The following is a 12,200-nucleotide window of genomic DNA, read 5'->3' on the forward strand; positions in this document are numbered from 1 at the left end:
TCTCGCCTGACCGGTGTGAGTACCGGCGTCGCGCCTGACCTGGTCACCACGTTCAGGGGTCGTTCGACCCGGCGAAAAGCCGGTCGCGCACTTTCCGCCGCCCGCCTCCCGACCGAGACTGAACACGGATTTCCGCTGTTCCGGAAACCGTTTCGAGAATTCCTTTCGGGAGGCGAGATGGCGGTGCCTGCGACGGGGCGCCTGCGCGAGAAGTCCGTGCCGACGCGGGATTTCCTCGCCGACTGCGTCCACGCGCTGACCGAGGGGCGGACCAGCCGTGAGCTCACCACGTTCCTCACCGCGGGCGCGGCCGCGCGGAACCGCCCGGACGAACTGGCCGCCACCGTGCCGGCACCGGCCCGGCGTCTGGCCGAACGGCACACCGAGCAGGCTCGGTGGTGGAACCGGTACTTCACCGCCGACGGCGCCCGCGTCGGCCCGCGCCGGGCGGCCGCGTACTACGTGGTGTTCCACTGGAACCGCGCGCGGCTGGCCTTCGGCAGGCAGGTCCTGCTCGCCGAGTCGCCGGCGGCCGGCGATGACTGATCCCGCGCTGGTCGGTGCTCCCGGGCTGGTGAGGGTCGCGGGCCTGCCCGCGGCGCTTCCGGCCGCGCTCGGCACGCCCGACCTGACCGAACGGATGCGTCACCTGATCCGCGCCGAGACCGCCTACCGCGTGTGCGCCGCGGAGGTCGCCGAGCGCATCGGCGAGGAGCTGGTCCCGGCCCTGCCACGCGACCTGCGGCGGCAGGCGCTCAAGGTCCGGCGGCGGCTGCACCGCGGCGGTTTCGTCCAGCCTGGCGATCTGGAATTCCGGCCGCTGGCCCGGATCGTGGAGTGGGGCGCCGCGCTGGCCGCCGAGACCGCCGCGCTGCACGACGCGGTCGAGAAGACCGAACGGATGCACCACGGCCTGGTGTGGGACCTGATCATCGGCGATCCGGCCGCGGCCCGGATGATCACGGCCACCGCGCCCGGCGTCGTCGAGGACGTCCGCGCCCGGCTGGCCGCGGGCGAGCCGTGGACGAGCAAGCCCCTGCGCAAACGCGCCGACTACCTGCTGCGGCTGCTGTTCCGGGCCGCGTTCGAGACCACCCCGCGCGGCTGGCTGGCCCACGTCGCCCTCGCCGGGTCCGGCCCGGGCCCGCTGACCGTCGGCGACCACGCGGTGCACCGGCTCACCAACATCCAGGAGGACCGCCGCAGGCTGACCACCGCCCCGGTCCTGCCGGACGCGTGGCTGAGCCTGACGCCGCTGCGGTGGACCGAGGGCGACCGGTTGTGCTGGCACGTCGCCGACCACGACGGCCCGGACGCGGTCCGCCGCGGCGACATCCGGCGCACACCGGTGGTGGACGCGTTGTGCCGGGTGCTCGGCTCGCGCGCGATGCGCACCCGGGAGGTGGTCACGCTGCTCGCGCCGGATGCGCGCCAAAAGCCCGTGCTGCGTGAATTCCTGCGGCACCTGGCGCAGCTGGGGCTCGTGCAGGTGTCGTCCGCGCCGACCGGACAGCTGCGCCGCCGGCGGGTCTCCGCCGGGCCCAGCCCGGGGTTCACCGACGTCCACCGCCGCGCGCACGGCGGCGTCGCGGTGCCGGCGCGGCTGCCCGAGCTGGTCGCGCACGCGGGACGCCTCGCCGCGGTGATCGCCGACCGCCGGTCGCACCCCGCGCTCGAACTCGTCGGCCCCGAGCCGCGGCCAGTGTCGGAGATCGTCACGGAGGCGCTGGACTCCGCCGAGCCGCTGCGGCCCGCGCCTCCGGCCTCGGCGTGGCCGGAACCGCGGCCGCGGACGATCTACCAGCGGCTGTGCGAGTGGCTGGCCCGGCACGCCGACGAGAGCGAGATCGAATTGGGCCCCGCCGTGCTGGACTACCTGGGCGCGCCCCCGGCTCGGCCCTCGCCGTGGCCGGTGGACTGCCTGCTCCGCCCGCTGCCGGCGGGCCGGGCGGTGCTGGAGGCGGTCACCCCGGCGGGGGTGGCGGACGCGCGGTTCGCCGCCGCGTTGCAGGGCCTGCACGGCGAGGTGCCCCAGGTGAGCGCCTACCGCGCGTTCCTGACCGAGACCGCGGCCCGTTGCGGCGCCGAACTCGTCGAGATCCTCGTACCACCGCAGGGCAGCCAGGGCACCAACGCCGTGCGCCGCCCGCGCTACACGCGGAGCTGGACCGGCGACGCCGACCCGGCGACCTATGTGGACGATCCGGCCGGGATGCGCCGCTACCTGCCGCTGGGGGAGATCACGCTGCGCCGGGACGCGCGCGGGGTGATCGCCGAGGACCGCGCGGGCCGGGAACTGTGGCCGGTCTACCACGCGACGCGACGGCCACCGCCGCCGTGGGACGTGGTGGTCTCGCTGCTCACCGCCGCGTCCCCGGCCAAACGGTTCACCCTGCCGCGCGTGTTCGGCGATCCCCGCGCCGCCTTCCCCGGCCGCACCCGCACGCCGCGCCTGCTGCTCGACCCGGACCTGGTGATCGCCCCGGCGACCGTGTTCGCCGGCCGTGACCTGCTGCCGGAGCCGGGCGGGGACCGGTTCGCGCGGATGCGGGCGCTGGCGAACCTGCGGCTGGCGACCGGCGTGCCGCGGTGGGTGTTCGCCCGGCACGGCAACCGGTCCCGGCCGGTCGACCTGGACAGCGTCGCCACGCTGCGGGTGTTCGACCGGATGCTGGCCGATCCGGGCGTCGACGGCCTGGTGCTGGAGGAGATGCTGCCCGCGCCCGAGGACCTGACGGTGTCCGATGTGGACGGCGGGCGCTGCGCGGCGCAGGTCCTGGTGCGGCTGCCGCTGGACGTTTCGCCGTGCCGGCTGGCCGACGACGTCACCGCGGCCTGGCGGCGGATCACCACCCGGCGCGCCCGGCGCGCCCCCGAGACCACCGTGGTCGGTGGATGAGGAAACCAGCGAGAGGAGGACATCACGGAGCCGACGCTGGGATTGTCCGAACTGGTTGTGCGCCAGCCCGCACTGCTGACGGCGGAGGGCGCGGACCGGACCTGGCTCCGGCTGCCGGCGCTGACCTGAGCACCGCCCGGCACGCCGTCATCGTTGATCCGCACTCCGGCCTGGACACCCGGCCTCAGCCGCAGGCGACCGACGACGGGGTGTCGTCCTCCGGTGTGGGCAGCTCGACGCGGAAGCCGTCGAGCATCTCGTGCGCCTTGCCGTAGAAGTCCGGGCTCTCGTACCAGGTGCAGGTGACGCCGCTGTCGTTGGTCCACGACGAGACCACGTCGGCGAGGTCGTGGGCGCCGAGGTCGCCGACCCGGTCCCCCGGCCGCAGGGCGAGGCCGCCGCCGGTGAAGCCGTGGTCGCGGTACAGGCACAGGCTGCCCCGCGGGCAGTCCCGGCCGTCGAACGTCGAAACCCCCTGTGCCGCAGCGGTGGCCGGTACGAGGGCGGTCGCCAGAACGGCGAGGAACACCGATGCACGCATGGCACCCCGATACCCGCTCGTCGCGGAACGACGCGCTCATCACCGCATCGAGCTAGGGTTCGGCCGCGGCGCTCGCCTACTGACCGCACGGATCGACGCGTTTCCGGAGCAGGGGCGCGGGCTGCGGCGCTTCCGGCTGCTGCGGCACAGAGGTCGGCCGGCCCGCACCGGCGACGCCAACGTCATGGCCTCATACACCTAGCCGACGGTGAACCGCTCGAGCACCTCCCAGAGTTCCCGTTCGCGCTGCCGGTCGTACGACTCCGGAGACGAGCGGGTCACCGCCCTCCGGTCCACATAGGACCCGTTGGGCGCCGCGGTCGTGCCGAGGACGACGTCGGCCAGGTAGCGGCCCGCCGCGGCCACGCTGGTCGCCCACGGGGTGCGGGTCAGGGCAGGCAGGATCCGGCGCACCGCGAACCGGGCGAGCGGACCGGCGTCGCGGATGAGACCGGTGCCGGGGACGAATCCGGGGTTGTAGGCGACGGCCGCGACCCCGGGCGGCAGGCGCCGAGCGTACTCGTGCACCAGGTGGATGGTGGCCAGCTTGCTCGTCGAGTACGCGGTGCGCCCCGCCGCCGCGGTCCCCGGCTTCCCGAACGCTCCGGGCCGCGCGAGCACCTCCGGGGACTGCCACACCGGACCGGGCACCAGCCCCAGGTTGTGCCGGAAGTCGCCGAAATGGGTGTCGCTGGCGGTGATCACGATCCGCCCGGGCGTTGCGAACCGGTCCTGCAGCGCACGCACGAAAAGGTGGTTTGCGAGCACGTTGACCGTGAACGTGGACTCGAACCCGTCCGGCCCCTCGGTGAGCGCGTTGGTGTACTGGATGCCCGCGTTGCCCACGAACGCGCGCAACGGCGGCAGGTCACCGCGGTCGAGCCGGTCGCGGATCGTGGTGGCGGCGTCCCGGACGCTGCGCAGCGAGCCGAGGTCGGCCAGGACCGTGCCGTCGCCGAGGTTCTCCCGCGCGACGAGGACCAGGTGCGCGTCCGGGTCGCGGCGCCGGATCTCCGCCAGGGCGGCGCGCCCGATGCCGCGGCTCGCGCCGGTCATGACGATCGTGTGTGCCATGCGGCTCACGGTCGCGCCCGGCGCGGAGATCAGCCAGGGACCCGCAGTACCCAGGCTGCCCCGGGGGCACGCGGCCAGAATGGGGGCATGGCAGCCACCCACACCGGTTTCGGCGGGCTCGTGCGCGCCTGGCGCGACCGCCTCTCCCCCGCCGACGCCGGCTTGCCGGTGACGAGCGGCCGCCGCGCCCCCGGGTTGCGCCGGGAGGAACTCGCCCAGCTGGCCGGGCTGTCCGTGGACTACGTGCTGCGCCTGGAGCAGGGACGCGCGAAACACCCGTCGGCGCAGGTGGTCGGGGCGCTGGCGCGGGCACTGCAGTTGTCCCGGCCCGAACGCGACCAGCTCTACCGCGCGGCCGGCCTCCTGCCGCCGCGGGACGGGACGGTGAGCACGCACGTCCCGGCGGGTGTCCAGCGGCTCGCCGCGCGCCTGCGCGACGTGCCGATCGGTGTGTTCGCCGCGGACTGGACGCTGGTCTGGTGGAACGCGATGTGGGCCGCGTTGTTCGGCGACCCGTCCGCGGTCCCGGCCACGGAACGGAATCTGGCGAGAGCGGTCTTCACCGGCGCGGCGCCGCCCGTGCGGTCCGAGCGCGGCGACGAGGCGTTCGCGCTGTCCCTGGTGGCTGACCTGAAGGACGCCGTGTCGCGATACCCGCTGGACGCGCGGCTCGACCGCCTGGTGCGGGAGCTGCGGGAGACCTCCGGCGCGTTCGCCCGGTACTGGGCCACGGAAACCGCGGCGGCCGTCCACTCCTCCGAACGGAAGACGATCAAGCACCCCGAGGTCGGCGACATCCAGTTCGACTGCGACGTGCTCCTCGTGCCGGGCGCGGACCTGCGGATGGTCACCTACACGACGGCGGCAGGCAGCGCGGACGCGAGCAAGCTGGACCTGCTGCGGGTGACCGGCGGCCGCCCCGTCACGGCTCCCTAGAGATCCGCGCAGGCGGACCGGGCCCGCTCCACCGCCGCGTCGAACTCCGGCCCCTCCGCGGCGAACGACCGCATCACGATGTCGACCGGGGCCTTCACCGCGTCGGCGAGCGCCCGGTACCGCGGCTCCTGCTCGGCCGCCGCGGCCGCGAGTTGCGCGGCCGCACCCCAGCGCTGGAACCCGGCGTACTGCGTCTGCGGATCGAGCGACGTGGTGCGCGCCACCGCGGCGCAAGCGGCCTCGGCGTCGGATCCGGCGGCACCCGAGCCGGACCCGATCCAGACGAGCCCGACCACTCCCGCGCCGACCACGAGCCCGACGACCAGAGCGACCACCACGAGCGGCCACCGGCGACGGGGAGGTGGCACGGGATACGGCTGGGCCATCGGAGGTCCTTTCCGGCGTGGGCGGGTCACCCCGTGGACGCGCCGCGGGTCCGTCCGGTTCCGCCGCACCCGCTCCACTGTGGAGGCTCGGGACGGGCACACCGATCACACGTCCGGTCCGGCTGCCATGCCCGCATCTGCGCACGCAGCTCACGCCGGAGGACGCGCCGCGACCGGACCGCGCCCGTTTCGTCGTGAAGTGGCGTGCCGAACACCCGGAGCCTGCGCTGCCGTCGCCCGCAGTCGCACACCGTGCGGCGGTAGCACCGGGCCACGGCAAGACCGTTCGTCACGCGCCCGCTCATCCTGCCCCCACTCCTCGTGTCCGGGATCGTCCGGAGTGGAGACGGCGCTGGGCGGCCGGTATGGCGCGGACGGGGCGATCACTTTCGGGTGCGAGCTGGCACACCCCTCTCCCCACCTTCACCGTACCGCGCGCACCGGGGCTTGCGGCAAGACCCGGGGCATGCCGCACCATGAGCGGCCGGAACGGGAGATGGGGGATCACGACATGCGTGTGGTGTTGACGGCGTGGGGATCACGCGGGGACGTCCAGCCGCTGGTGGCGCTGGCCGTGGCGGTACGCGAACTCGGCGGCGAGGTGCGGGTGTGCGTGCCGCCGGACGAGGAGTTCGCGGCGCTGCTGGCGCGCGCGGATGTGCCGTTGGTGCCGATGGGCCAGGGGGTGCGCGCGCTGGTGACCGGCGGGCGGCCGGACCCGTTCCGGCTCGCGGCCGAGCTGGTCGCCGCGCGGTTCGAGACGCTCACCGACGCGGCCGAGGGAAGTGACGTGATCCTCGCGACCGGTCTGATGCCCGCGGGCGCGCGGTCGGTGGCCGAGAAGCTGGGCATCCCCTACGTGCTGGCGTGCTTTCACCCGTTCGGGTTGCCGTCGCGGCACTTCCCGCCTCAGCCGCGGCCGGGCCGTCCGTCCCCGCCCGACGAGACCGACAACCGGGTGCTGTGGGAGCACGACGCCCAGCGCGTGAACGCCCTGTACGGCGAGGCGCTCAACCGCCACCGGGCGGCGATCGGCCTGCCGCCGGTGGACAACGTCCGCGACCACGTCCTCACCGACCAGCCGTGGCTGGCGGCCGACCCGGTGCTGTGCCCGGGCGAGGGCATGACGGACCTCGATCTCGTGCAGACCGGCGCGTGGCTCCTGCCCGACGACCGCCCGCTCCCCGCCGAGCTGCTGGCGTTCCTGGACGCCGGGGAGCCCCCGGTCTACGTGGGCTTCGGCAGCATGGCGATGCGCGCCACGCCGGACCTCGCCCGGGTGGTGATCGACGCGGTCCGGGCGCACGGCCGCCGCGTCCTCCTCGCCCGCGGCTGGGCGGAGCTGGCCGCGGTCGACGAGCCGGACTGCTTCGCCGTCGGCGAGGTCAACCACCAGGCGCTGTTCGGCCGGGTGGCCGCCGTCGTGCACCACGGCGGCGCGGGCACCACGACGACGGCCGCCCGGGCGGGCGCGCCGCAGGTGGTGGTGCCCCAGCTGGTGGACCAGCCGTACTGGGCGTCCCGGGTGGCCGAGCTGGGCATCGGCGCCGCGCACGACGGCCCGTCCCCGACGCTCGACTCGCTGTCCGCCGCGCTGGGCACGGCCCTGGCGCCGGACACCGCCGCGCGAGCGAAGACCGTGGCCGGCGAGATCCGCCCGGACGGGGCGAGGGTGGCCGCGGAACGGCTGCTCGACCTGGCGGGATCCTGACAGTCGGGTGCCCAGCCTCACCGCCCGGCGGCGATGGTGAGGATGTCCTTGTTGCCGTCGGCCCAGGTGGCGGTCATCACCACTTCGTTGATCAGCCAGCGGCGGTCCACCCGGACCAGCCCGAAGCGGTAGGTGCCGCCGAGGGTCCAGCGAGGGGAGCCGAACGTCGTGGCCAGCAGGTGGGTCGCCTGGAACACGGCGGTGAGCACCGCGGTGTCCCCGTCCACCGTCACGAGGTGGTTGCCGAGCAGGTGCTGGGTGGCGTCGAAGGCGCCGATCAGGCTCGACCACTGGGCGTTGATCTCGTCCGGGGTCTGCGTCCACGGCTCGCCGCCGTAGATGCTGGTGTAGTCGAGGGTGACCTGGTCGGCGAACACCTCGGTGAAGCTGTCCCAATCACGTGTGTCGACCAGCCACATCATCCGGGTGCAGGTGTCGATGACGTCGGCGCGGTCCTGGGCGGTGCTCATGCTCTCCTCGTGGGGGCTGCGGCCCGGCAGCCGGCGGCGCGTGCCCGGCCTGCGCCGGGAGGAGCTGGCACAGCTCGCCGGGATCAGCGTGGAGTACTACCAGCGGCTGGAGCAGGGGCGGGCCGGTCATCCCTCGGACGAGGTCCTGAACGCCATCGCCGACACGCTCCGCTTGGACGTGGTGGAGCGCGAGCACCTGCGCGCCCTGGCCCGGCCATCGCGGCGTGGCGCCCGCGCCGCCGAGTCGGTGCGGCCCGAACTGCGGCGCATGCTCGACCTGATCGATTCGGTGCTGGCGCTGGTGATCACCGACCGGTTCGACGTGCTGGCGGCGAATTCGCTCGCGAGCCGGCTCTTCGGCGAGGCGCAGAACCTCGCGCGCACGCTGTTCCTGGACCCGGCGGCCCGGGACCTCTACGTGGAGTGGGAAGAGGTGGCCGCGGCGACCGCCGCCCAGCTGCGATTGGTCGCCGGCCGGCATCCCGACGACGCCGACCTCGCCGAGCTGGTGGCCGATTTGTCCGGGCAGAGCGCGGAGTTCCGGCGGATGTGGGACACCGGGGATGTGGAGCTGCGGGCGTTCGGGACCAAGAGCTTCCGGCATCCCGACGCCGGGGTGCTGACCCTCCACTACGAGAACTTCGAGCTGCCCGGCGACACCCGGCAGCGGCTGGTCACGTTCACCCCGGCGAAGGGCAGCACCACCGAGGCGGCGCTGCGGCTGTTGCTATCCGGCGCTGCCGCCGCCCGGTGACGCCGCATCGCTGCGGGGGAAGCGCATGTCGCGCGCCCGCTCCTCGGCCATCCCGGGCGCGGCGGTGGCGAACGACCCTGAAAGCGCCTTCACCGTGGCGGGCGCGGTGACGTGCAACTGCCCAAGCGCGCGCAACGCGGCGAGGCTCCTCGGCCTCCTGCCACGCACTGTCGAACGCGTCGCTCTCGAGCGCCACACCCGCACCAAATCGGCGGCGAGCGTCGCACAGCCGCGCCAGGACGCATCGGCATCGGGCCGCAGTCCTCGCTCAGCTCCCACGCGCCGAAGACACCCCGGCCCCGATGAGGCCGATGCTGAGCCGACGGGCCAGAAACTCGACCCGGTCAGCCTCGCTGTGCGTGGAGTTGACGGTGTCACCATGGCAGTTGCGCCGCGGTGGGACCAAGCTCATTCACCGCTCTGGCCGAGAAAGGTACGATCAGTTCAACGCCGAGCCTCTTAACGGCGGCAACGAACAACGGTTCCGCACGGGTGGTGAGACGTGATGCGTCGCCTTGCCGGAGTCTGTTGCGTCATCGGCGCGCTCGCCACCTCGTACATCGCGATCAAGCCCTACTGGGAGTACGACTGGCGACTAGGAGCGATTCAGCTCCTGGCGATCGCACCACTCGTGCTGATCTTCGTACTCCCCGTTCCCCGCGGCGCGGCAGCCAAGGCGGACCGGCAAAAGTTGAACGAACTGTGCCTGAAAGCCGCGCTCGTTTACGAGGCCGCCATGCTCCTTGCCATCCTCGCCGAGCCATTCAAGGCCAGGGAGTACATTCCCATCCTGTTCGCGGGTTTTGCCGCGATCAACCTGTGGAGCACGGCAGCCGAAGCGATACACGTGGTGGCACGTGCTCGGGCCGAGAAGGCCCACGACGAAGATCAGTCAGCCGTCCGGTGACGCCCAGGGCGTGGACAGCCAACCCCAATGGGAGCCCGCGACGCCGGACGTGGCCTGGTGATCGCGGTTCGCATGCGCGACCCGCCTGGGTCTCGCTTGCCGAACAAGCAGCTGTCAGACGGCCGAGTACGCGCCGTCCACGTAGTGGGCACTGCCGTTGACGAACGACGCTCGCTCGGAAAGCAGGAACCCCGCCAATTCGGCGACTTCCTCCGCCGTGCCGAGACGGTCCACAGTGGTCTCGGCAGCTGCCTCCACCGAGGCCGGATCGGTGACGTCGAAAGCGCGTCGCTCGGTAGCAGATCAACGACCGTCCTCAGTGGACAGCAATCGCTCGACGATGTTCTTGAGCGCTGCCGCGTCGCCGGGGCCGAGCCGGTCCAGCAGGTGTCGACGGGTCGAGGCGGACAGGGCCGGCACCGAAGCGTCGATCGTGCGACGGCCCGCCGGCCGCAACGTGATCTCGACCCCGTTCGCCACCTTGCCGCGCGCGACGTAGTCACGCTTCTCCATCCTGGTCAGCAGGTGCGAAAGCCGCGTCCGATCCCAGCCCAGGGCCGCGGCGAGGGCGTTCTGCCGCAGGACACCGCCGGATTCGTGCAGGTGCACCAAGACGCTCAGCTCGGCATCGGAAAGACCGGACGCCGCGGTCATGTCGGCGATGACCGCGGCACGAACCGTCTCGTACGCGCGCTTCCACAGCAGCCACAGCTCGATCGACTCCCCCGGATCCGCTGTTGACATGTCAACACCACCCTTCTAGCGTGTGACCTTACAAGGCGGCCCACACCTAAGGATGTCCGATGCTCGATACCCGACGGCACTACGCGAGCCTGCGCTCTTTGGCGCTCCTTCCTCTCGTGCTGTTCTTCCCTGTCGTGATCGCGTTCTTCGTGGACCCGGACGTGGCGTGGGGGGAATACGTGGGAGTGTTCTTCCACCTTTCCATCCTCTTCCTCGTCTCGCGTCTGGAGTCCGCACCGTGGGCCAAGGCGGCCGGCTACGGATGGGTGGCACTGGACGTGCTCGCCGGCATCCTGATGATCAACGACGTCGCGTACGACACCGCCTGGGCGGTCCGGCTCGGCGGGCACGTCCTCGCCGGCGTCTGGATCGTGGCGAGTTCTTTGGTGAGCAGGGCCGTGCCGGTCAGTGTGGTCGGCGTGATCACCGGTCTCTGGCTCGCCGCGTATTCCTTCGTGGGAGACGTGCTTCCGGAATCGTTCCTGCGTCCGGCCGGCATCTTGATCCTGGTCTGGTTCGCCCTCCTGGCGATCTTCCACCGATCAGCGCAGGAGCGAACGGCCGCACCGGAAGGTCCCGCACTGGCATAAGGTTCCGATGCGACACCAGCAGCGGGTTCAGTCGCTTTTCTCCGTGAAGAGCTTGATCAGGCCCGCGGCCGCGTCGTCGTCGTCGAGGTCGTGGAGTTCCGCGCCGATGGAGCCGAACTCCACGCTGCGGGGGAACATGGCTTCCTCGTACTGGGTGAGGGCGGTCTCGATGTCGCCGGGGTGTTCGGCGATGGCCTTGCCGAGTTCGGCGCCGTCGTACACGGCACTGTTGGCGCCTTCGCCGTTCGGCGTCAGGAGGTGGGCGGCGTCGCCGAGCAGGGTCACCCCGGGCACCCGCTCCCACCGGTGCCCGAGCGGCAGGGCGAAGATGGGGCGCGGAAGCGGTGGGACGTCGCCGTCGGTGATCAGTGCGGTGAGTTCCGGCGCCCAGCCGTCGAACTCCTTCGCGATGCGTGCGGCCGCAGCCGCGCCGTCGGCGAAGTCGATGGCGTCGAACCACTCCAGCGACTCGCGGAGCACGACGTAGGTGTGGATGGTCCCGCCCTTCTCCCGGTGGGCCTGGATCCCCTTGCCGCCCGCCGCGGGTGCGGCCATGGAGCCGCTGCCGACGGCGTGTGCGGTCGCCGGGTGCCGGGTGTCGACGTCGAACAGGTACGTCTCGACGTAGGACATACCGGTGTACTCGGGTGTGGCGTCGGAGAGCAGCGGCCGCACGCGTGACCAGGCGCCGTCTGCTCCGACCAGCAGGCTCGTGGTGATCGTGCCGCCGTCGGCGAAGGTCACCTCGTGGAGCCCCTCGCCCAGGGCACGGGTGCTGACAGCCTTGCGGCCCCACTGCACGGCGGCGGCGGGCAGTGAGTCGAGCAGGATCTGCCGCAAGTCACCGCGCTGCACCTCGGGTCGTCCGCCGTTGCCGTCGTCGGGCTTGTCGAACAGGACGGACCCGTCGGGAGCGAGGATCCGCATCGCCTGACGGCCCTCGAGGATGATGCCCCGGAACTCGTCCATCAGGCCGGCCGCCTCGATGGCGAGCTGCCCGTTGTAGTCGTGGATGTCGAGCATCCCGCCCTGCGCGCGGGCCGTCGGCGCGGGCTCGGCTTCGTAGACCGTGGCCGGGATTCCGTGGACGTGCAGGACGCGGGCGAGCGTGAGGCCGCCGAGTCCGGCGCCGATGATCGTCACGTGAGGGGTGTTCATGGTGGTCCTTTTCCGGAGCAGGATCGGCCA

The 12,200-nt window shown here is 72.7% G+C and carries 14 protein-coding genes; 7 read left to right on the top strand and 7 right to left on the bottom strand.

The genetic code is table 11. The features are described from left to right. Positions 1-177 precede the first annotated feature (177 nt). Entirely contained in the window at positions 178-546 is a 369-nt protein-coding gene (locus IE290_RS28615; protein ID WP_191247783.1) for a hypothetical protein, read from the top strand. Beyond that, positions 539-2,899 (top strand): hypothetical protein, encoded by a 2,361-nt coding sequence (locus IE290_RS28620; RefSeq protein ID WP_191247784.1) that lies wholly within the window; start codon positions 539-541, stop codon positions 2,897-2,899. Before IE290_RS28615 ends, IE290_RS28620 begins: the two co-directional genes overlap by 8 nt. Positions 2,900-3,083: 184 nt before the next feature. Here the strand turns inward: IE290_RS28620 and IE290_RS28625 are convergent, their stop codons facing one another. Then, positions 3,084-3,440 carry a peptidase inhibitor family I36 protein gene (locus IE290_RS28625; RefSeq protein ID WP_191247785.1) on the bottom strand — a complete coding sequence of 119 codons (357 nt, stop codon included), beginning with the start codon at positions 3,438-3,440 and terminating at the stop codon, positions 3,084-3,086. Between the two features lie 198 nt (positions 3,441-3,638). After that, positions 3,639-4,514 carry an SDR family NAD(P)-dependent oxidoreductase gene (locus IE290_RS28630; protein ID WP_191247786.1) on the bottom strand — a complete coding sequence of 292 codons (876 nt, stop codon included), beginning with the start codon at positions 4,512-4,514 and terminating at the stop codon, positions 3,639-3,641. An 87-nt stretch (positions 4,515-4,601) separates the two neighbouring features. Here IE290_RS28630 and IE290_RS28635 point away from each other — a divergent pair, with 87 nt between their 5' ends. Next, entirely contained in the window at positions 4,602-5,450 is an 849-nt protein-coding gene (locus IE290_RS28635; protein WP_191247787.1) for a helix-turn-helix transcriptional regulator, read from the top strand. On the opposite strand, the gene IE290_RS28640 is transcribed toward IE290_RS28635, so the two are convergent. Next, the gene (locus tag IE290_RS28640; protein ID WP_191247788.1) at positions 5,447-5,836 is read right to left on the bottom strand and encodes a hypothetical protein; all 390 of its coding nucleotides are present in this window, start codon (positions 5,834-5,836) and stop codon (positions 5,447-5,449) included. The genes IE290_RS28635 and IE290_RS28640 overlap by 4 nt on opposite strands. Before the next feature lie 511 nt (positions 5,837-6,347). On the opposite strand from IE290_RS28640, the gene IE290_RS28645 reads away from it, so the two are divergent. Next, entirely contained in the window at positions 6,348-7,547 is a 1,200-nt protein-coding gene (locus tag IE290_RS28645) for a glycosyltransferase (protein ID WP_191247789.1), read from the top strand. A gap of 17 nt (positions 7,548-7,564) precedes the next feature. On the opposite strand, the gene IE290_RS28650 is transcribed toward IE290_RS28645, so the two are convergent. Then, entirely contained in the window at positions 7,565-8,017 is a 453-nt protein-coding gene (locus IE290_RS28650; RefSeq protein WP_191247790.1) for a nuclear transport factor 2 family protein, read from the bottom strand. On the opposite strand from IE290_RS28650, the gene IE290_RS28655 reads away from it, so the two are divergent. Both IE290_RS28655 and IE290_RS28660 read left to right on the top strand, forming a co-directional pair. Next, the gene (locus IE290_RS28655) at positions 7,986-8,771 is read left to right on the top strand and encodes a helix-turn-helix domain-containing protein (protein ID WP_191247791.1); all 786 of its coding nucleotides are present in this window, start codon (positions 7,986-7,988) and stop codon (positions 8,769-8,771) included. The genes IE290_RS28650 and IE290_RS28655 overlap by 32 nt on opposite strands. Positions 8,772-9,276: 505 nt before the next feature. After that, positions 9,277-9,678 carry a hypothetical protein gene (locus IE290_RS28660; protein WP_191247792.1) on the top strand — a complete coding sequence of 134 codons (402 nt, stop codon included), beginning with the start codon at positions 9,277-9,279 and terminating at the stop codon, positions 9,676-9,678. 114 nt (positions 9,679-9,792) lie between these two features. On the opposite strand, the gene IE290_RS28665 is transcribed toward IE290_RS28660, so the two are convergent. Next, on the bottom strand, positions 9,793-9,936 hold the full coding sequence (locus IE290_RS28665) for an SDR family oxidoreductase (RefSeq protein WP_229874758.1): 144 nt from the start codon (positions 9,934-9,936) through the stop codon (positions 9,793-9,795). Between the two features lie 45 nt (positions 9,937-9,981). After that, complete coding sequence (locus IE290_RS28670; protein ID WP_191247793.1) at positions 9,982-10,422, bottom strand: MarR family winged helix-turn-helix transcriptional regulator; 441 nt, start codon at positions 10,420-10,422, stop codon at positions 9,982-9,984. A 59-nt stretch (positions 10,423-10,481) separates the two neighbouring features. Between IE290_RS28670 and IE290_RS28675 the strand changes: the two genes are divergently transcribed. Beyond that, a complete protein-coding gene (locus IE290_RS28675; RefSeq protein ID WP_191247794.1) occupies positions 10,482-11,012 on the top strand; it encodes a hypothetical protein in 531 nt (176 codons plus the stop codon). A gap of 27 nt (positions 11,013-11,039) precedes the next feature. Here IE290_RS28675 and IE290_RS28680 read toward each other — a convergent pair whose 3' ends face one another. Next, positions 11,040-12,170 (bottom strand): FAD-dependent oxidoreductase, encoded by a 1,131-nt coding sequence (locus tag IE290_RS28680; protein ID WP_191247795.1) that lies wholly within the window; start codon positions 12,168-12,170, stop codon positions 11,040-11,042. Positions 12,171-12,200: the final 30 nt, after the last annotated feature.

Source organism: Amycolatopsis deserti (assembly GCF_014653945.1).
GTDB classification, from domain to species: Bacteria; Actinomycetota; Actinomycetes; order Mycobacteriales; family Pseudonocardiaceae; genus Amycolatopsis_E; species Amycolatopsis_E deserti.